Annotated in this window: 20 protein-coding genes; 10 read left to right on the top strand and 10 right to left on the bottom strand. The window is 66.9% G+C overall.

From position 1 onward, the window contains the following. Positions 1-106 precede the first annotated feature (106 nt). Positions 107-736, bottom strand: coding sequence for a CHAP domain-containing protein (locus ACFXNW_RS16100; protein ID WP_379418448.1), 630 nt, complete (start codon positions 734-736; stop codon positions 107-109). A 156-nt stretch (positions 737-892) separates the two neighbouring features. Then, complete coding sequence (locus tag ACFXNW_RS16095) at positions 893-2335, bottom strand: MFS transporter (protein ID WP_379418447.1); 1443 nt, start codon at positions 2333-2335, stop codon at positions 893-895. Between the two features lie 75 nt (positions 2336-2410). On the opposite strand from ACFXNW_RS16095, the gene ACFXNW_RS16090 reads away from it, so the two are divergent. From ACFXNW_RS16090 to ACFXNW_RS16070, 5 genes are all read left to right on the top strand, one after another. Next, a complete protein-coding gene (locus tag ACFXNW_RS16090) occupies positions 2411-2905 on the top strand; it encodes a MarR family winged helix-turn-helix transcriptional regulator (RefSeq protein WP_379418446.1) in 495 nt (164 codons plus the stop codon). A gap of 91 nt (positions 2906-2996) precedes the next feature. Next, on the top strand, positions 2997-3647 hold the full coding sequence (locus tag ACFXNW_RS16085; RefSeq protein WP_379418664.1) for an ABC transporter permease: 651 nt from the start codon (positions 2997-2999) through the stop codon (positions 3645-3647). Beyond that, positions 3640-4839 carry an ABC transporter ATP-binding protein gene (locus tag ACFXNW_RS16080; protein ID WP_379418445.1) on the top strand — a complete coding sequence of 400 codons (1200 nt, stop codon included), beginning with the start codon at positions 3640-3642 and terminating at the stop codon, positions 4837-4839. Before ACFXNW_RS16085 ends, ACFXNW_RS16080 begins: the two co-directional genes overlap by 8 nt. After that, a complete protein-coding gene (locus tag ACFXNW_RS16075; protein WP_379418444.1) occupies positions 4836-5627 on the top strand; it encodes an ABC transporter permease in 792 nt (263 codons plus the stop codon). The genes ACFXNW_RS16080 and ACFXNW_RS16075 overlap by 4 nt, the downstream gene beginning before the upstream one ends. Then, positions 5624-6616: a glycine betaine ABC transporter substrate-binding protein gene (locus ACFXNW_RS16070; protein WP_379418443.1), complete on the top strand. Its 993-nt coding sequence runs from the start codon at positions 5624-5626 to the stop codon at positions 6614-6616. The genes ACFXNW_RS16075 and ACFXNW_RS16070 overlap by 4 nt, the downstream gene beginning before the upstream one ends. A gap of 123 nt (positions 6617-6739) precedes the next feature. Here the strand turns inward: ACFXNW_RS16070 and ACFXNW_RS16065 are convergent, their stop codons facing one another. Then, positions 6740-7189, bottom strand: a complete 450-nt coding sequence (locus ACFXNW_RS16065) for a MarR family winged helix-turn-helix transcriptional regulator (protein ID WP_379418442.1) — start codon at positions 7187-7189, stop codon at positions 6740-6742. Between the two features lie 74 nt (positions 7190-7263). On the opposite strand from ACFXNW_RS16065, the gene ACFXNW_RS16060 reads away from it, so the two are divergent. Beyond that, positions 7264-7896 (top strand): MarR family winged helix-turn-helix transcriptional regulator, encoded by a 633-nt coding sequence (locus ACFXNW_RS16060; protein ID WP_379418441.1) that lies wholly within the window; start codon positions 7264-7266, stop codon positions 7894-7896. Between the two features lie 115 nt (positions 7897-8011). Continuing rightward, positions 8012-9673 carry an FUSC family protein gene (locus ACFXNW_RS16055; RefSeq protein ID WP_379418440.1) on the top strand — a complete coding sequence of 554 codons (1662 nt, stop codon included), beginning with the start codon at positions 8012-8014 and terminating at the stop codon, positions 9671-9673. 248 nt (positions 9674-9921) lie between these two features. Here the strand turns inward: ACFXNW_RS16055 and ACFXNW_RS16050 are convergent, their stop codons facing one another. Both ACFXNW_RS16050 and ACFXNW_RS16045 read right to left on the bottom strand, forming a co-directional pair. After that, positions 9922-10410, bottom strand: coding sequence for an FBP domain-containing protein (locus ACFXNW_RS16050; RefSeq protein WP_379418439.1), 489 nt, complete (start codon positions 10408-10410; stop codon positions 9922-9924). A 93-nt stretch (positions 10411-10503) separates the two neighbouring features. After that, positions 10504-11094 carry a GNAT family N-acetyltransferase gene (locus tag ACFXNW_RS16045; protein WP_379418438.1) on the bottom strand — a complete coding sequence of 197 codons (591 nt, stop codon included), beginning with the start codon at positions 11092-11094 and terminating at the stop codon, positions 10504-10506. A 96-nt stretch (positions 11095-11190) separates the two neighbouring features. Between ACFXNW_RS16045 and ACFXNW_RS16040 the strand changes: the two genes are divergently transcribed. After that, a complete protein-coding gene (locus tag ACFXNW_RS16040; protein ID WP_379418437.1) occupies positions 11191-11955 on the top strand; it encodes a hypothetical protein in 765 nt (254 codons plus the stop codon). 145 nt (positions 11956-12100) lie between these two features. Continuing rightward, a complete protein-coding gene (locus ACFXNW_RS16035) occupies positions 12101-13111 on the top strand; it encodes an alpha/beta hydrolase (protein WP_379418663.1) in 1011 nt (336 codons plus the stop codon). A gap of 91 nt (positions 13112-13202) precedes the next feature. On the opposite strand, the gene ACFXNW_RS16030 is transcribed toward ACFXNW_RS16035, so the two are convergent. From ACFXNW_RS16030 to ACFXNW_RS16015, 4 genes are all read right to left on the bottom strand, one after another. Further along, positions 13203-14291, bottom strand: coding sequence for a hypothetical protein (locus ACFXNW_RS16030; protein ID WP_379418436.1), 1089 nt, complete (start codon positions 14289-14291; stop codon positions 13203-13205). A 268-nt stretch (positions 14292-14559) separates the two neighbouring features. Continuing rightward, complete coding sequence (locus tag ACFXNW_RS16025; RefSeq protein ID WP_379418435.1) at positions 14560-15075, bottom strand: carboxymuconolactone decarboxylase family protein; 516 nt, start codon at positions 15073-15075, stop codon at positions 14560-14562. 30 nt (positions 15076-15105) lie between these two features. Beyond that, positions 15106-15543 carry a DoxX family protein gene (locus ACFXNW_RS16020; protein WP_379418434.1) on the bottom strand — a complete coding sequence of 146 codons (438 nt, stop codon included), beginning with the start codon at positions 15541-15543 and terminating at the stop codon, positions 15106-15108. 28 nt (positions 15544-15571) lie between these two features. Next, on the bottom strand, positions 15572-16741 hold the full coding sequence (locus tag ACFXNW_RS16015; protein WP_379418433.1) for a serine hydrolase domain-containing protein: 1170 nt from the start codon (positions 16739-16741) through the stop codon (positions 15572-15574). A gap of 163 nt (positions 16742-16904) precedes the next feature. On the opposite strand from ACFXNW_RS16015, the gene ACFXNW_RS16010 reads away from it, so the two are divergent. Beyond that, entirely contained in the window at positions 16905-17783 is an 879-nt protein-coding gene (locus ACFXNW_RS16010; RefSeq protein ID WP_379418432.1) for a sigma-70 family RNA polymerase sigma factor, read from the top strand. Positions 17784-17877: 94 nt separating this feature from the next. Here the strand turns inward: ACFXNW_RS16010 and ACFXNW_RS16005 are convergent, their stop codons facing one another. Beyond that, entirely contained in the window at positions 17878-19413 is a 1536-nt protein-coding gene (locus ACFXNW_RS16005; RefSeq protein ID WP_379418431.1) for an alpha/beta hydrolase, read from the bottom strand. Positions 19414-19568 lie beyond the last annotated feature (155 nt).

Genomic DNA, 19568 nt, shown 5'->3' with positions numbered 1-19568 from the left:
CGCCTCCGAGGTACATGCTAGGCGCCGATTCCGCGTCCGACGAGCCCCTTGAAGTGCGGGAAGCATTTTCGGGGCCGGACAGGCCGCCGCACGCTCGATTGTGCGATCAGATCCGGCCGTAGCCGACCACGCCGGGGACTTCCGCGACGGTGAATCGGTGGATGCGCACCGTGCCGAACTCGTTCCCACCAATGGTGGTGAGCACGCCGTTCTCGGCGCTCAGCACGATATTGGTGTGCTGGGTGAAGGGGCTGTTATCGCCGTAGAGCAGGACGTCACCGGTACGCGGTTGATATCCGGCGCCGAACGGCACGAATCGCCCGGCGGATTCGTAGTACTCCTGGAGCGTGTACACCCCCGGAATCCGCCACGCTCCCGAATGCGGATTCGACAGCGGCGTCCCCGCCTCTCGCATGACCCAGCTGACGAAGTCCGCACACCACGGCTCGGTGATGCCGTCGGCGTATTTCGGCCCGTCGCCCGGATCGTCGAACTCTCGCTCCAGAACGGCTACCACCTGAGCTTGTTGCGGCGTCAATGCAGATGTATCGATCTCGGGGAACTGCCCGAGCGATTCGCCGACGACCGCCCCGCCCGGACTCCGCTCCTGCCACCAGTGCACGCCGGCCGCGCCCGCGACCACCAGCGCGATGATCACCACGCCGGCGACGGCCCACCCGACAGGACCGAGGCCCCGCCTGTCCGCCCGAACCCCTGTGACTCCCCGCTCCGCCATCTCGGCTCCATTCGTCCCCGGGCTTCGCACGATGCCCTACTTGATTGGACGTTCGGCACCGCACTTCGGTTCCCGGCCCGAGAGATCAGTACAGGAAAACGCGTTGGCGGCGGGCTCGAACAGCCCCGCCGCCAATGCGTTCGGTCGATCTGCGCGCTACGCGGAGACCTCGGCCTTCGCTTTCTTCCCCATCGGGATCAGGGTGGTCAGCACGATCGCCGCGACCGCAGCGGCCACCGAGATGAGGAACGCGGTGTGGAAGCCGTCGCGTGAGGGCAGCGAGTGGCCCGCCAGCGTGATGGTCATGTTGGCAAGCACCACGCTCATCACCGCCGCCGAGGTGGAGGTACCGATCGAGCGCATCAGCGAGTTGAGCCCGTTCGCCGCGGCGGTCTCGCTGATCGGCACCGCACCCATGATCAGCGCGGGCATCGCGGCATAGGCGAGGCCGACCCCGCCGGCAACGATCACTCCGGCCAGCGCGATCTGCCACACGCTGTTCATCATCACCAAGGCGCACAGATATCCGATGCCGATGACAGCCGACCCGATGGCCAGGGTGAACTTCGGCCCGCGTGCTGCCGAGAGCCGCGCGGACACCGGTGACAACAGCATCATCACGATCCCGCCAGGGGCCATCGCCAGACCCGCCTGCACCATGGACAGCCCGAATCCGTATCCGGTCGCCTCCGGCGCCATCAGCAGCTGCGGGAAGGTGAGCGACATGCCATACAGCGCGAACCCGACCGCCACCGACGCGATATTGGTGAACAGCACCCGCGGCCGTGCCGACACCCGCAGATCCACCAGCGGCGAACGCTGACGCAGCTCGAACGCGCCCCAGCCGAGGAACACCAGCACCGAGACGGCGAACAGACTAAGGATCGAGGCACTGCCCCAGCCCCAGTCGGCACCCTTGCTGATCCCGATCAGCAGCGCCAGCAGCGCGATCGACAATCCGACCGCACCGCCGAAGTCGAAGCGGCCGGGGGTGCGTACCGGCGATTCCGGCACGAACACGAACACCGCGACCAAGCAGAGCAAACCCAGGCCGGCCGAAATCCAGAACAGCATGTGCCAGTCGGCGTTCTGCGCGATGAAGGCCGAGAACGGCATGCCGATCGCACCGCCGACACCGAGCGTCGCGCTGATGGTCGCCATCGCCGCACCCACCTTTTCCGGCGGTAGCTCATCGCGAATGATGCTGATGCCGAGCGGAATCGCGCCGACCGCCATACCTTGCAACGAGCGTCCGACGATCGCCGGAACCAGCGCGGTCGACAGCGCGGCGATGATCGAACCGGCGATCATTGCGCCCAGATTCACGAACAACACCCGGCGCTTGCCGAACATATCGCCGAGCCTGCCGCTGATCGGCGTGGACACCGCGCCGGCAAGCAGCGTCGCGGTGACGACCCAGGCCGCGTTGGACGCGGAGGTGTTCAGGTAGGCCGGCAGCGACGGAATGATCGGGATGACCAGCGTCTGCATCAGCGAGACGACGACACCCACCGTCGAGAGTGTCGCAATGAGGACAGCGGGCGCGGGTGTGCGCCTGTTGTCTGTCGTGTTCGAGGACACGTCGGCTACAGCGGTCATGAATGTGTACGATACATACCATGTGTATGGTGCACAATTTGGATTTCGAGTGACATGCGCGACATAGTGTTGGCCATGTCCGATTCGGGTGATTTCGGTTCGGCGGCGGAGAAGCCGCTGTCACGGCTGTCGTTCGAGCTGACCCTGCTGTCCCGCCACACCCCCGCGTCGAGCCGCCATCCCCGCTTCCAGCTGGACCGTTCGGCGTTTCTGATCCTGACCCGGCTCGATCTCGGCTGCCCGATGAGCCTGCGCGAGCTGGCCGAAGCACTGCGCCTGGACATCTCGACGGTCAACCGGCAAGTCGGCGCGATGCTCGATCAAGGGTTGGTCGAGCGGGTGCCCGATCCGGACGGTGGTGTGGCCCGCAAGGTCCGCCCGAGCGACAAGGGCAGGGAGCTGCTCGACGCCGACCGAACCGTCGGCCGCGACGGCATCGGCCGGGTGGTGGCCGAGTGGCCCGCCGAGGACGTCGAGCAGCTGCACCGGCTCATCAGCCGGTTCAACCAGTCGGTCGAACGCCTCGAGGGCAATCCCTGGCCGCGCCCCGGTTCCGGACCGCACGCCTGAATCACGCACCGGCAACGCGGAATACCGCCCGCCCTACCGCCGGGTAGCTACACTGACCCGCGACGGGCGAGGATTCGGGGAGGCGGACACTCTGGACACGCTGTGGACTTTCGTGGTGAACCGGCGGCACCAGCTGCTCACCGACTCCTATCTCCATGTGTCGGCGGTCGTGCAATCGGTTGTGCTCGGCGCGATCGTCGCCGTGGCGATCGGCGTGCTGGTCTACCGCAGTCCGCTCGGCTCGTCGGTGGCCACCGCCGCGGCGAGCACCATCCTCACGATTCCCTCGTTCGCACTGCTCGGCTTGCTGATTCCACTGCTCGGGCTCGGTGTCGCACCGACCATCACCGCGATGGTGCTGTACGCGTTGCTACCGATCCTGCGCAACACCATCGTCGGGCTCGCCGCGGTCGACCCGGCGATCACCGACGCTGCTCGCGGCGTCGGGATGAACCGGCTGCGGGTGCTTGCCCGCATCGAAATCCCGCTGGCCTGGCCTGCAATCCTCACCGGCATCCGCATCAGCACCCAGATGCTCATGGGCATCCTCGCCATCGCCGCCTACGCCAAGGGGCCGGGGCTCGGCAACCTGATCCTGTCCGGCCTGTCCAGACTCGGCACGCCGAACGCGGTGCCGCAGGCTTTGACCGGCACCGCGCTCATCGTGGTGCTTGCGCTGGTGCTGGACGGCCTGCTGCTGCTCCTCGGCCGATTCACCACGTCGAAAGGGATCCGTGTCTGACTCCGAACCCGTGTCCGGCGTCGAGATCGTCCTCGACTCGGTCACCAAACGCTATGGCGACCAGCAGCAACCGGCGGTCGACAATGTCAGTATGACCATTCCGGCCGGCGAGATCGTGGTCCTGGTCGGGCCGTCGGGCTGCGGTAAGACCACGACCATGCGGATGATCAACCGGTTGATCGAACCGACTTCGGGCACCATCACCATCGGCGGCGAGGACGCGTTGTCCATCGATCCCGACCACTTGCGCCGCGGGATCGGCTATTCCATCCAGCAGGCCGGGCTGTTCCCGCATATGACCGTCGCCAAGAACATCGCGACGGTGCCAGGACTGATCGGCTGGGACCGCAAGCGGATCGCGGCGCGTACCGACGAAATGCTCGACCTGGTCGGACTGGACCCGGGCATCTATCGCAACCGGTATCCGCGCCAGCTCTCCGGCGGCCAGCAACAGCGGGTCGGGGTGGCGCGGGCGCTGGCGGCCGATCCGCCGGTGCTGTTGATGGACGAGCCGTTCGGCGCCGTCGACCCGATCACGCGCGGACTGTTGCAGGACGAGCTGATGCGGTTGCAGTCGGAATTGCGCAAAACGATCGTATTCGTCACCCACGATTTCAACGAGGCGGTCAAACTCGGTGATCGAATCGCGGTGCTGGGCAATCAATCCCGCATCCTGCAATACGACACACCGGCGGCGATCCTCGCCGACCCGGCCGACGACACCGTCGCCGGATTCGTCGGCGCGGATGCCTCACTCAAACAGCTCACCCTGACCAGGGTCCGCGATGTGGACCTCGGCTCCTGCCCGACCGCCACCGAGGACGAGCAGGTCGACCGGCTGCGTCTCGAATTGGACGGCCGCGACTGGCCGTGGGCTTTGATCCTGGACCGGCAGCAACGCCCGGCGCGCTGGGTGTCGGCGCCCCAGCTCGTGCACGCGGATTCGCTGGACGGCGTGGGAAGTCCGGTGGGCGAACTGGTTTCATTGCAATCGACCTTGCAGGACGCGCTCGAAGCACTGCTCGCGGACAGCACCGCGACGGCGGTGGTCACCGGGCGGCGCGGCGAGTACGCCGGGCTGATCACTATCGACACCCTCGTCGGGCACCTTTCCCAGATGCGGGCCGAGCACGCGAGCAGCGCAGCGCGATCGCCGGAGGACTCTTCCGCCGAAGCGGGCAAACCATCATGACGGCGTCGGCCGCCACCGCACCCGACGCAGTGCGCACAGCTTCCCCCGCGACACAACGACGGGCCGAGCGGCTGCGGCTGCTGGTCCAGCCCGCGCTTGTGGTGTTACTGGCCGCAGGCGTGCTGATCTGGGCGTTCGATCGCGATCTGACGATCACTCAGCAGGCCAGTCTCAATGCGTCGAATATCGCGAAGGTGACCTGGCAGCATGTGCTGATCACGGTGACGGTGGTGCTGATCGTGGTGGCGCTGGCGGTTCCACTCGGCACGCTGTTGTCACGGCCGCGGTATCGCAAGCTCGCACCGTTGTTCGTCGGTATCGCGAATATCGGCGCCGCCGCACCGGCCATCGGCCTGATCGTGCTGTTCTACCTGGTCACCAAGACCACGGGATTCTGGATCGGCGTGGCGCCGATCGCCTTCTATTCGCTGCTTCCGGTGCTGCGCAATACGATTCTTGGCTACCAGCAGGTGGATCGAACGATCATCGATGCCGGTCGCGGGCAGGGCATGTCGACGCTTACGGTACTGCGCCGCATCGAATTCCCGCTCGCCGTGCCCTATATCCTGGCCGGTCTGCGCACCTCGCTGGTGCTCGCGGTCGGCACCGCGACCTTGTCGTTCCTGGTCAGTGCGGGTGGGCTCGGCATACTCATCGACACCGGCTACAAGTTGCGCGACAACGTGACCCTGGTGGTCGGGGCCGTGCTCGCGGTAGCGCTCGCGCTGCTGGTCGACTGGCTCGGTGCGCTCGCCGAGGAATTCCTCGGGCCACGGGGGCTGAAATGAGCGCCCGCGCCGGAGCATTACGGGTGCGCTTGACGCTACTGGCGGCGGCCGTGTTTTTGTTACTCACTGGCTGCGGACTGGAGGCGGGCAGCGCGGTGCCGCTGCGGGTCGGACCCGGCAGTATCCAACCTGTTCCGGCGCTGAAGGGTGTGCCGATCACGGTGGGGTCCAAGGACTTCACCGAGCAGAACATTCTCGGCTATCTCATCGAATTCGCCATGGTCGCGGCCGGCGCCGACGTGCGGGATCTGACCAATATCCAAGGCTCCAACAGTCTGCGCGACGCCCAGCTGCACGGCCAGATCGACATCGCCTATGACTACACCGGCACCGGCTGGATGAACTACCTCGGCAACGAGGCCCCCGTCCCGGGCGAGCTCGCCCAATTCGACGCCGTCCGCGACGCCGACCTGGCCGAACACGACATGGTCTGGGCCGCAATGGCGCCGATGAACAACACCTACGCCCTGGTCACCAATGCCGCCACCGCCGCCGAAACGGGTGTGCGCACGCTGTCCGACTACGCCCGCCTGGTCGCCACCGACCCGGGTCGCGCCGCCACCTGCGTGGGTACCGAATTCAACGTCCGCCAAGACGGATTCCCCGGTATGGCACGCAAATACGGCATAGACAACGACGCCGTACAGAAGCGCCTCGTCCAGGACGCCCTCGTCTACACCTCCGTCGCCGACGGCCGCCAATGCAGTTTCGGCTCCGTCGCCGCCACCGATGGCCGCATCCCCTCCCTCGGCCTCATCCTCCTGGAAGACGATCAACACTTCTTCCCCACCTACAACGCGGCCCTTGTCATGCGCCGCGATTTCGCCGAAGCCCACCCCGAAGTCATCACCGTCATGCAACCCATCTCCGCCCTGCTCACCAACGAAACCATCACCGAACTCAACCGTCAGGTGGACGTCGACGGCCGCGAGCCCTCGGAGGTCGCCCGCGACTGGCTGGTCGCCGAAGGGTTTGTCACCGAGGGGTGATCGCCTGCCCGGCGGCCCCTTTCAGTTGCCGGTTGCGATGCACATCTCGCAAGTTCGGTCGCGCGCCGTGCCATGTGCGCCAGCTGTGTTTCGCCCCGGGGCAGCGTTCCTCCTACCGATCGGTCAGGCCGGGTCACTGCCAGATCTATCGGCCTCCCGCCCCTGCATCCCCGCGACGAAACGGGTGAGTAGGTCGGCGAATTGGGTGCGTTCGGGGGTGGTCCAGGTGTGCATGGCGGAGGTGAAGGCGTCGATGCGGCGTTGGTGGGCGGCGTGGAGGGCGGATCGGCCGGTGGGGGTTACGGCGAGTAGGGAGCGGCGGCCGTCGGATTGGTCGGCTGTGCGTTCGATGTAGCCGGCGTCCACGGCGGCGGCGACCAGACGGCTGGCGCGGGGGCGGTCGACGGCGAGGGCGTCGGCGACGGTGGAGACGGTGGGGTCGGGGGTGGAGGCGACCACATCGAGGACGTCGAAGGCCTGGCCTGCGGGTTCACCCTCGGGAGCCAGGGTGCGCCGGGTCTGGCGGCGGCGGATCTCCACCATGGCGCGTTCGACTCGCTCGACGTCATTCATGGCAAAAATCGTAGCGCTGGACATCTAGTTGTAATATGACAACTAAATCGGCAACTGCTTGAAGGAGTCCCCTCATGCGCTACCTGCTCTGCGCCTTGGCCGTACTCACCCTCACTGCCTGCGCATCGCCGCCCTCGGAATCGGAATCGGCCGCCACCTCCCCACCGCGCTCCAGCCCAGGCCCGGGTCCCGGCCCTGGTTCCACCTCCGGTTCCGGTCCCACCTCCACCCCCAGCCCCAGCCCCACCTCCACCTCCACCTCCGGCTCCGGCTCCGATCAAGACCGCACGATCGGCTTCCGGCTCAAAAGGCTGGATCAGCTGATCGAGACCACCTTCGATCGACTGCTCGGCAATGCCGGAGTGAACCGTCGCGAATGGCAGACGCTCAACGTCATCCGCCGCGGCCCCACCGACGAAGCGCAGCTCACCGACGCCCTGCGTCCATTCTGGGAAGGCAACGGCGAGAAGGTTTCCGACGTGATCGACAGCTTGTCGGCGCGCGGCTGGATCCACCGCGACGTCGACGGGCGGTACACGTTGACCGCGACCGGACGTGATGCGCACGCGGCCGCAGCGACGGAGGTCGGCGGCCTGCGCGACCTCGTATCGGCCGGCGTCAGCGCTGCGGAGTTCACCCAGATGATGGACGTGCTGCAACGCATGACTGTCAACCTGGAGAATGCCGGGTCGACGTCCGGCAATTGAGCCGGGTCTCCGGCAGGGCCGAGCCCTACACCTCTACCGGGCGATACGCTCCCGAGAGTGCTCACCACCAGCTGACACCACTCGATCTGCCCGCACCCCGCCCAGGAGCTACTGCATGCCTGAACCGGACGGCCCGAAACTACCGTCGCCCGCACCGGCGCGGGCCGTGCTGTTCGGATTGCCGCCCGCTGGACGACGTTTGCCCGGCGCCACCCGCACCGCCATCGCCTTCGGCGCGCCTGCCCTGCTCGCCGCGCTACTCGGGCATGAGCAGCAGGGACTGATCGCGGCGCTCGGTTCGTTCGCGGTGATCTTCGGCGAGGGCCGGGTGTATCGGCAGCGGTGGCGGGCGATCGGCTGGGCGGCGCTCGGTCTGATCGCGGCGGCCTGTGCCGGTGGGTTCGCCGGGTCGGCGATCCATCGCCATACCGCCGCTGGTGGCGCCCATGCCTGGCTGCTGGTTCTGGTCGCTGTGATGGCAGTCGTGGCGGTGATCAGCACCTTCGTGAATTCATCGCTGCGGTTGGGGCCGCCGGGCGGGTTCTTCTTCGTTCTCGCTGTCGGGATCGGCGCGACGGTGACGGGCTCCGGGGTTTCGCCAGGCGCTGTGGCGCTGTGGGCATCGGTGGGCGCGGTGAGCGCAATGATCGTCGGCATGTCGGGGGCGCTGCGCTTCCCGCACGCACCGGAGGACAACGCCGTCGCCACGGCCGTCGACTCGGTGCACGGCTACGACACGCTCGTACGCGACTCCACCGACCTCGACGCCGCCCGCTACACCGCAGGAATGAAGATCCAGACCGCGTGGACCATGCTCGACGACGCCCGCCGTACCGACCCGGACGACCCGCTCGTGCGCACCCTCGCCGAGGCCCAAACACGATTCGCCGACGCCCTGCATCGCAACAGCGCCGACGACGCCGATGCCCTGTTCGATACCGGCCGCCCTGCGCCGACGCCGTGCCCATCCCTGCGATTTCGCCTGGCCAGGTCCCTGTCCCCGGACAGCCATGCGGCCGTCGCGGCCGACCGCATCGGTATCGCCGCGGTGCTCGCCGGTTCGCTGACCGTCGCGCTGTCCATCGGTCGCCCGGACTGGGCGGTACTCACCGTCGCGGTGCTGCTGCATCAGGGCCCGGACCGGGTACGCGGCACCTACCGCGGCATCCACCGGGTCGGCGGCACGGTGCTCGGCCTGGCATTGTTCGCCGTCATCTACGCCTTCGAACCGCACGGCATCACGCTGGTGCTTGTATTGATGGCACTCCAGTTCGCGATCGAATTGTTCGTCGCCCGAAACTACGGCCTCGCGGTCATATTCATCACCCCGCTCGCGCTGCTGATGGGCGGGGGCGGGCACTACGGCGATCCGTTGCCCACGGCTTTCGACCGGCTGGTCGAGAGCGTCATCGGCGTGGTGATCGGGCTCGGGGTGCTGTGGTTGGTCGACCGCCACTCTCATCGCCGGGTGTTGCTGCGCAACGACCTTCGCGTCATCGAATCCCTCGACCGGCTACTGCGTGCGCTGTCCGGCGAGCCCAGTCGGGTACCGGAGATACGCAAGGAGCTGGAGTTCGAGCTGATGGGATCGACCCTTGCCGAAATCGACGCCGCTCATAATGAACCCGCATGGGCCCGCGCGCACTGGGCCCACCACGAGCGCGTCCACGATCTGGGCCACAGAGTGCTTGCCGCATCGTGGAATTCGGGGCCAGACCGACCCGCCGACCCCACTCAGCTCGCCCGATGGACCCGGAATCTGGCCGATCTGACCTAGCCGGTAGCCGTCGATGCGACATCGATCGCCGGTACGAATCGCGCGCGAAGATTGCCTTCGGAGCCGCTCCCTCCGGGATTTCTCTGCGAACGACAAGGTCCGTCCAGCCAGACCTTCTCGATCGAAGAGCAATCCTGTGCATCCCGAGTCCTGTTGCGGAGCTTCAGAACTCGGGATGCGGCGGGCGGGTTCTCTGATGTCGGCGCATGGCATCTACCTCCTTCGGCGTCGTGCGAGTCATGGGTGGATCAGCTGTAGAGCCGGGAGATGAACGCGCTCAGGTTCCCTCGAACTCGTTCGACCTTTTCCTCGGTGCTGAGGTCCTCGCGGTAACGGCTACCGAGGGCAGGCCGCTTCTTGCCGCGCGCGTACAGCGAGCACGCAAGGTCGGTGCACATATAGGTGCCGACCGAGTTACCGCGCCGGCCCGATTCGCCCGCCTTGTGGGCGGTCAGCAGCGAGACGCCACCGCCGGTGTGCGTGGTGAGGCAGATCGTGCACATCTGGGCACGACCGGACCCCCCGGTTTCATAGCGGAACGCCACGCCGACGAGCCGATCGTCACCGGGCGCGACGAAATAGCAGCGGCCGGGAAAGGACGGGTCGCTCCAGCCCAGGAAATCCAGATCGTCCCAGGGGCGCTGGTCCAGGTCGCGAGGGACGGGTAGTCGTTTGGCTTCTCCCTTGGAGCAGTTGATGAACGACGACCTGATGTCGCGTTCGGTGATGGGTTGCATGGTGGTGCTCCCTTCGGATCGTTGATCGACAAACCGAAGAGACGTTAGGGGAATCGCACCGCCCCGGACAACCGGTTTTCCTTCAGGGCGGTGTCAGTCCGCGCTGGTCACCGGCCTTTCGAAGCTCAGCGCGACCAGTTGTTGTCCCGACGGTGTTGTCGCTTCCCTCGGCTCGCCCACCTGCACGAACCCCGCCTTCACCAACGCACGACAGGAGGCGGCATTCTCCGGGACCGTACGCGCATCCAGCACCGTGATCCCCGCGTCTCGTGCCGCCGAGGCGAGCGCCGACACCGCTGCGTGCACCGCGCCGCGACCGCGCGCCCACGGCGCCAGCCAGAACCCGATCTCCGCGCGATCACCGCGCACATCGAACAACACGATGCTGCCGAGCAGTTCGTCGGTCCCGGTGTCGGAGATCGCGAGCACCGCCAGCGAACCATCGGCGAGGCCGTCGGCGATGACTCCATCGATCTGGTCGCGCACGATCTCGGGTGTGTACTTCGGCAGCGGCAGATGGCCGTACCGTTTCACGTCCTCGTCCTCGGCCCCACGCGCGAACGCCTCGGCGTCGGCGTGACGCAATTGCCGAACCCGTACGCCGTGCCGATCACGAGGGAGGGCGTCGACCAGTCTCAATTCGGCTACCTTTCCTGAGTTCTGTTCGCTGCCGACGATACTCACCGCCGTGTCCGCGCAGGCCACGCGAAATCGTCAGATCAGCGCACCCGCCTGGCTACACTCGGGCGGCACAGGTATCCACTGAGGAGGCGGTGGCTCATGGCGTTCGCGAGGTCGATATCGGTGTTCGGCGCGGCACTCGCGCTGATGCTGACCGGTTGCGGATCATCCGACGACGACACCGGCCCCGCCACTCAGCTGGCCACCACGACCCAGGCGGGACCGGCGGCCCAGTCGGCACCGGACAGCACGAGCCCTTCGGCAACCACTGCCGAGACCACCACAGCATCCGACACGGCAACCGAAGTCGTCTCCCTCACCGCTGTCGACGCCGCAGGCATGCCCACCGACGGGTTCACGGTGATCAGCCCCGACCCCTACGGCGCCCTCAACTGCCGTGACGCCACCGCCAGCTTCTCCGCCACCACCGCGAATATCTACCACTGTGGTGCCTCGGCCGACGCCGCCGACGTCTGCTGGCCGACTCCGGCGATGAACGAACTGCTGTGCGCCAACGACCCGTGGAAGCGTGAACTGCGCCGCTACACCGTCGACCCGCCGCTCGAACCCGTCGCCGCCACCGAATCCCCCGAGCCCTGGGCACTCGAACTAGCCGACGGACGCCACTGCCGGATCCGCGTCGGCGGCGCGTGGGGCGGCCGGTCCGACGGCATGGTCGGCGCGTATTCGTGCACCGGCGACTCCGAGGTCGTGTTGCAGGCCTCCGACGCCCGCACCTCCATCGACAAATCGTCGGATACCTGGCAGGTGGCCATGGGAGAGCTCGGTGCGGGCGAAGCCGATTTCCCGCCGCCCACCATGGTGGATGTGCGCACCGCCTATTTCGCGGCCGCAGCGAACTGACCGGAACCCGCTGCGTCGGGGCGCGGTGGTTCGGTAACGTCCCCACAGGACCTACCGAGCACCACGGATGCACCGACCACGAACAGGCGGGATATCAGTGAAGCTACGAATCCGAACCATCGTCATCACCGGCTGTCTCGCAGTCATGGCGGTAATTGCCCCGGTCAGCGTGCACGCCGCACCTTCCAACGATCCGATCGTCGCTTCCGGCGCGCTGCTCGCCAGCCCCGTCGCACCGAACGGGTCACGGATCACCGGGGTCCGTATCGCTGATGACCGCAATGTGAAATTGCAGGTGTACTCCACCGCGATGGGCCGCGACATCTCCGTCTCGGTGCAACGCCCGCGCGATGCGAGCCAACCCCGCCCGGTGCTGTATCTGCTCAACGGCGCCGACGGCGGTGAAGGCACCGCGAACTGGGTGAACCGCGCACCGGACGCGCTGGAATTCCTCGGCGAGAAGGACCTCAACGTCGTGCAACCGATCGGCGGCGCGTGGAGCTACTACACCGACTGGCGTGCTCCCGACCCCGTGCTCGGGGTCAACGAGTGGAAGACCTTCCTCACCAAGGAACTGCCACCGCTGATCGATGCGGCCCTCGGTACCAATGGCCTGAACGCGATTGCCGGTCTGTCCACCTCGGGCACCTCGGTGCTGAATCTGCCGATCGCCGCACCCGGCCTGTACCAGGCGGCCGCTGCCTATAGCGGCTGCGCGCAGACCAGCGACCCCTTCGGCCGCGAAGCCGTCCGTCTCAGCGTCGAGGTGTGGGGCGGCGGCAATGTCGAGAACATGTACGGCCCGCCCAACGACCCGCTCTGGGTCGAGAACGACCCGTATGTCAATGCCGAGGGCCTGCGCGGCGTCGACCTGTTCATCTCCTCCGGCAGCGGCCTGCCCGGCCCCTACGACACCCTCAACGGGCCCTATGCCCTGCCTGGGATCGACGGCCTGGCCAATCAGGTCGCGATCGGCGGCATCATCGAGGCCGCGACCAACTACTGTTCCCACAATCTCGCCGCCCGCCTCGCTCAACTGGGCATCCCCGCCACCGTCGATTTCCCGCCGGTCGGCACCCATTCCTGGGGTTATTGGCGCGATGCGCTTATCCACTCCTGGCCGGTACTGGCGCGCGGGCTCGAACTCCCGGCGTGAACGCAGGTGCGGCTCACAAGGCTACGACCGACCTCCGACATCGAAGCGGAAGTCGGCTGCGTAGCCGTATATACACGGGTGCTGGAGCTGTCTACTTCTCGCCACCGATAATCGGGCCGGGGACATTCTGCGGCTGAACCACGACGCCCTGGGGAGCCGGCGCAACCTGCGGCTGGACCGCGGCACCCTGAGGAGCCGGCGCAACCCGCGGCTGAACCACGACACCTTCGGGAGCCGGACCCGGTGCGACCTTCGGCTGATCCGTCGCGCCTTCGGGAACCGAACCCGTGCCCATCCTCGGCTGCATCATCGTGCCCTCGGGGGCCGGCGCATCCTGCGGCTGAACAACCACGCCCTCAGGAGCCGGTGCGACCTGGGGCTGAACCACTACGCCCTTCGGAGTCGGCTCAGTCTCCGGACGGACCACGGTTCCCTCGGGAGCCGGTGCGATCTGCGGCCGGGCCACAGACCCCTCCGGGGCAGGCGCGACCTGCGGCTGGACCACCGCGCCCGCGGGAGCGGGGCCCGGCGCCACTCGCGGTTCGGACCCATTGCCCGGCACCGGCACACCAGCAGGCGCCGGCTCATGCGGAGCATCCACGGACCCGGCGTGCGGCGCATCCGCCGGACCGGGCTGCGGTACCTGCCTCGGCTGCATCTGCGTGCCGGAAGGGTTCTTTCCCACTGGCGCCGTAGCGCACTTGTCGGCACCCGACGCGGCCGCAGGCGATTTGTCGGATCCACCGGTGATCAGCATGGTGCCCACGATCAACATCGCGGCGAGGGTCGCCACCGCCGCAGCAGCGGCAGCCAATTTCTTCAGCGGTGACGGCTCCGGCCCGAACGGCATCAGCGTAGGTTCCGGAGGGGGATCATCACCGGGGCCGAGCGGCATCAACGTAGGTTCGTTGCGGCGCTTCAATTCGGCGTCATAGGCATCGAACGCGTCCTTTGCGATCATGTAGTTCCAGGACGCCGCTTCCTGGGCATTACGCAGCCTCTCGATGTCGTCTTCGAGTTCGTCGCGCAGCTCCGGATACTCCCCGATCAGGCTGTTGAGGCGAGCCCGCTCCCGCGCAGCTTCCTCCCACGCTGCCTCGTACTTCTCCATTAGTTCGGCTTTTTCGTCCCGGTAGCGGACGAGATCTTCGGTTTCGTATTCTTCGATTCCGATGGGCATGACATTCCGTTTCGTTCGATACCGGCCGGCCTTTCTGGCGGGCACAAAAAACGTATGTCCGGGCCACCTCCCGGCGCGTCCGTGTAAACACCGCTGATCCCTCCGTGGCAGCACGGTGGTGTGCCCGACCGCCGCAGAATTCACCTCACCGGACACGGGGAAGAAGATCCGCGCCGACCGAGTTCGGAGATCGCGAGTTCAACGGCCGTGCACGCACCAAAGCCGCGGACGGAGTCCGAACTCCACCCGCGGCCCAGGTCTCGAACGATCAGCCCTCCACAGGCGTCCACTGCTCAGCAGGCGGCCGACCCGGCAGCGGCTTACCGATGACAGCCAGCGCCACGAAGAAGTTCACCTGCCCGATGGCCATCGCCAGTGTGGCCATGGCCTTCTCGTCGTAGTGCTCGCCCGCGCGGGCAAATAGCGCATCCGATACCCGTTCGCCGTGTGGCGAGGGCTGGGCGATGGCTTCCGCCAGGGCCAGGGCCGCTCGCTCGGCCGCGGTGAAATACGGGGCATCCTGCCAGGTGGCCACGGCCGCGATGCGTTCCTCGGATTCACCCGCGGTGCGCAGATTGCCCGTGTGCAGAACGACGAGGTAGGTGCTGCCGACGATCTGGCCGACGCGCAACTGGACCAGGCTGATCGTGGTCCTGGGAACGGTCCCGTTTCCGGTGGCCTTGAACAGTGCCGCACCGACTTCTGCGAGTTCGGGGACGAGCTGCTGCGGATTGCGCAACCGCGACTCGGTGCGCTCCTGCGTGGCCGTCGTGTTCTCCTGCATGATTGTTTCTTCCTTATCTCAGTGGGTTGATCAGACGTACTGCGGACGACGCCCGAGGGCGCCGAGCTTGGTCAGTGGGTAGGCGGGGTCACTCTGCTGCGGCAGCCACGCACGGGCAGCCAGCGTGCACGCGGCGAACATGGCGGGCATGGCCCACTTGTCGGCACCGTCGCCCACCGCCAGATGCGACGCGGCGGCTCCGCCGTAGACGAAGACCAGTCCGGCGTAAGCCCATTCTTTGGTCCGCGGATGGCCGGGGGTGAGAATCGCGGCGAGCGCGGCGGCCTTGGCGGTGCCGAGCACCGTCGCGAAGTACATGGGATAGCCGAGGTGATCGAATGCTTCACGGACATAGGAGATCCGGGCGAGGTCCCAGTACGATCCCACGGCCGTTTCGGCCACGACCGCGGTGACCGGAATCCAGCGGGCGAGCTTCAGTGCACGGGTCATCGAGTTGCGAGTTTTCATGTCACTCCTGGTGGTAGTTGTGGTCGGGTCACGCGGCTCGCGCGTGCCCGGAGTCGGTGACAGCGCGGTGGATGGCCGCAGCCAACCGCGCGTTTTCGGGCGCGTTGAACGCGAAGGCCGCGCGGCGGCGGGTGTATCCGTAGGTGAGTCCGCTGTGCGGGTCGACGAATCCGTCCGAACCCGCCGATCCCGCGTGCCCGAAGGCATGCACGCCGAGGAACTCGTGCAACAGTCCCTTGGCCTCGAAACCCAGCGTGTATGGCGCTTGGCCACGCACCAGATCAGCGCCACTGGAGTGGATTTCGGAGATCATCTCGACGGTGTCGAGTGAAAGCAACGGCGGCCGGCCGTCGACGCCCGAGACCGCTGCCGCATACATCCGCGCCAACCCACGCGCACTGCCGACACCGCCGGCCGAGGCCTGCCCGAGCCGGCGCAGCTGCGTGTCATTGGGCAAGGCCATCACATCCGCCGCGGTGAACCCACGGGCGTTGAGATTGTAGGAAATACCCGCCATCCCATGGGGATTGGGCGAGTTCGCCGCGAAAGCCGCCTCCATCTCAGGAGTCGCCTGCCACGGCAGAATGGGCAGGTAGCGGTGGTCCAGTTCCTCCGGCAAGCCGAGATACACATCCAGCCCGTACGGGGCCCGAATCCGCTGCTCGAACAGTTGCTGCACGGTGCTTCCGGTGACCGCACGCACCACCTCGCCGAGGATCGCGTACATGACAAATCCGCCGTACCCGTGCGCGGTGCGCGGTGCGAAGTAGGGCCGCTGCCCGATCAGCCGCTCGGCGATGACGCGTTCGTCGGCGAGTTCGGCGACGGTGAATCCGCCGCCCGCGCCGATGATGCCTGCGCGGTGGACGAGCACATCACGCACGGTGATGTACTCGTTGCCTGCGGCCCCGAACCGCGGCCAGTACTCGGCGACAGTCCGGTCTATGTCGATGACGCCGTCCTGGATCAGCATCGCCATCACCAGACCCGCCGCGCCTTTGCTCGACGAATGCAAGCCGGTCAGCGTGGTGCCGGTGACCTCGGCCCCTGCCCACAGATCCACCACCTGACGCCCACACAGGTACGCGGCCAGCTGCGGACCGGACTGCCCGCCCTCCTCCTCGACGACGGCGATGAACTCGTCCCGTACCTGCTCGAACCCTTCGGCGACGGTGCCGTGGACCTCGATCGTGCTCATAGTTTTCCCTTCGGTGGCGGCCGGGCTCCGACCCGGCAGCCGCTGCTGATCGGCTTCTGGTGCACTGACGTACGGCGATCGAAAAACGTGACCGCAGGCGGATACGGTCACGTTCACCGTCGCCGGTTCGTCATCGGTATGAAGGATGGATCGAGGAGGACCCGTGAACGATGAGCAATTCCTGGCGGACCGGTTCGAGGAGCACCGCACGCACCTGCGCTCGGTCGCGTATCGGATGCTCGGCTCGGTCACCGACGCCGATGACGCGGTGCAGGAGGCGTGGCTGCGCTTGGCGCGGACCGACACCAGCGATGTCGGCAATCTCGGCGGCTGGCTGACCACGGTCGTCGGGCGGGTCTGCTTGGACATGCTGCGCACGCGCAAGGTCCGGCGGGAAGAGCCGCTCGAGATCGAGAACCTGCCCGATCCGGTGGTCAGTGCGCCGTCGGGTTCCGACCCGGAATACGAAGCACTGCTGGCTGATTCAGTCGGTCTGGCGTTGCTGGTGGTGTTGGAGTCCTCGAGCCCCGCCGAACGGCTGGCCTTCGTGCTGCACGATATGTTCGCCGTGCCGTACGAGCAGATCGCCCCGATCGTCGACCGCACGCCGCAGACCGCCAAGAAGCTGGCCAGTCAGGCCCGCCGCCGCATTCAGGGCGAAGCACCCTCTCCTGACACCGACCCGCCCCGTCAGCGCCGTGTCGTCGATGCCTTCCTCGCCGCCGCCCGTGATGGGGAGTTCGACGAACTCGTGCGCATCCTCGACCCCGACGTGGTGCTGCGTGCCGACGCCGGCGACCTGCGCGTCCTCCGCGGGCGCACGCTCGTGGGCGCACAAGCCGAGACGTTCCGTCGCATGGCCACCCTGTGCATCACCCATCCTGCCGTCATCAACGGCGGCGCCGGGCTGGTCAACACCATGGACGGTGCGCCCTTCTCGATCATGAGCTTCACCGTGGTCGAAGACCGGATCACCGCAATCGACATTCTTTCGGATCGAGAGCGGCTCGAGGGGCTGGATCTGAGCGCGGTTCTGGGGTGAGGCAGCCGGGCCACCCGCCGACGTCGCGATGCCGCCTGCCTGGCGCCCGGTCGAACGAGGTGACCACGGCAGCCATCGGAGCGCCCTCGGCAGATCAGTCGAACGGCGACTTATCGATACCGCACCCGGTGTTCTTCGGCGGCAGCTGCCCGGTGAACAGATAGTCCCGTTTGACCCGCTCGGCACAGCTACTCGGCACATACATGCTGCTGTGGCCTGCACCTTCGATCACCACCACCTGCGCGTCGGCGAGCTGCGCGGCGCCTGCGTACGCGCCTGCCATCGGCGTCGCCGGATCGAACCTCGTGTTGAGCACCAGGATCGGCGCGGCGGTGCGACGGTTCCAGGGCCCGGTGTACCGATCGGCATCGTGGCCCTGCCAGAAGGCGCAGGTGGCGCTGCTGAACACGGCGACTCGTCCGAAGTACGGCACCCGCTGGTCCTCGGCCACGGCCGCGCTGCTGTACATCGCCGGGTCGGTCGGGACACTGCTGTCACTGCATTGGATCGCGTGGAAGGCCTCGGTGCGATTCCCCGAGTACGACCGATCACGCGCCACGGGCAGCAGGCCAGGGACGGTGGTTCCCGCCTCGAACAACCGCTGCAACAGCGCCGCGAGATCCGGATAATTCGACGACTGCGACAGACTCGCTGCCGCACCGACGACCGACGCGTACGTCCACGCCTCACCGTCGAGCCGGATAGGTGCCAGTCGCGCACGCTCCGCCAGGGCGATCCATTTCAGTGTCGGGTCGCCCGCGGAGAACGCACACCGCGGTCCGGCTTCCGAACACTGCTTCAGGAAAGCGTCGAAGGTGGCGGCGATCCCGGGGGCTACGTTCTGCCGAGTATCCAGCGGAACCGTCGTTCCTTGGCCCCCATGACCATTGACGTTGCCTTCGAAGTCCATCGACCCGTCGAACGCCATCGCCCGCACCCGGCTCGGGAACATGTTCGCGTAGACCGCGCCGACCTGAGTTCCATAGGAAATGCCGTGGTAGGTGAGCTTCTCGTCGCCGACAGCACGGCGCAACAGGTCCAAGTCGCGAGCGGTGTTGGCGGTGGAGGCGTGATCCAGGATCGGACCGGCTTGCTGCCTGCACCGGTCAGCGAATTCCTTGGACCAGGCGAAGAATCCGGCTTCCTCCCCTGCGGCAGTGGGCATCTCAGGCATGGACCCGAGGAACGCCAGCTGTTCGTCCTCACCTGCGAAGCAATTCACCGGCGCACTCTGCCCGACCCCACGCGGATCCCAGGAGACCACATCGAACCGTGCCCGCAATTCCTCCGAGAACAACCAGGGCCACCGCCCGCGTTCCCGCAACCGCTCTACCCCGGACGGCCCAGGCCCACCGAAGTTGACGAACAGCGTCCCGATTCGCCGACCGGGATCCGCCGCAGGCAGCTTGATCACCGCCAGATCGATCTGCGCACCGCGCGGCTGGTTGTAATCCAACGGCACCCGCGCAGAGGAGCATTGGAACCCATCCGCACAGTCCGACCATTGCAGTGCAGGCGTTTGCGCCGCTTCTGCCAGCCGATCGATATAGGGATCGGCCTTCTCCTCGGCCGACGCGAGCACCGGCGAACCGAGCACACCGACCCCGACGACCAGCGCAGAAACCGCCACCCGAATCCAGCGAGAACTCGTGGTTCCCAACCACAGAACCAACCGAAAGCCCTCCTGTGTACAGATCACCGAACCAGGTGATCCTGTCACACCAGGAAGGCGCCGACAGTGCGGTCTTCCTCACCGCCGGCGAAAAGAGATCTGAGCCACTTTCG

Origin of the sequence: Nocardia sp. NPDC059180, from assembly GCF_042754945.1 — a bacterium.
In the GTDB taxonomy this organism is placed as follows: domain Bacteria; phylum Actinomycetota; class Actinomycetes; order Mycobacteriales; family Mycobacteriaceae; genus Nocardia.
This window is presented reverse-complemented; position numbering and strand designations above follow the sequence as displayed.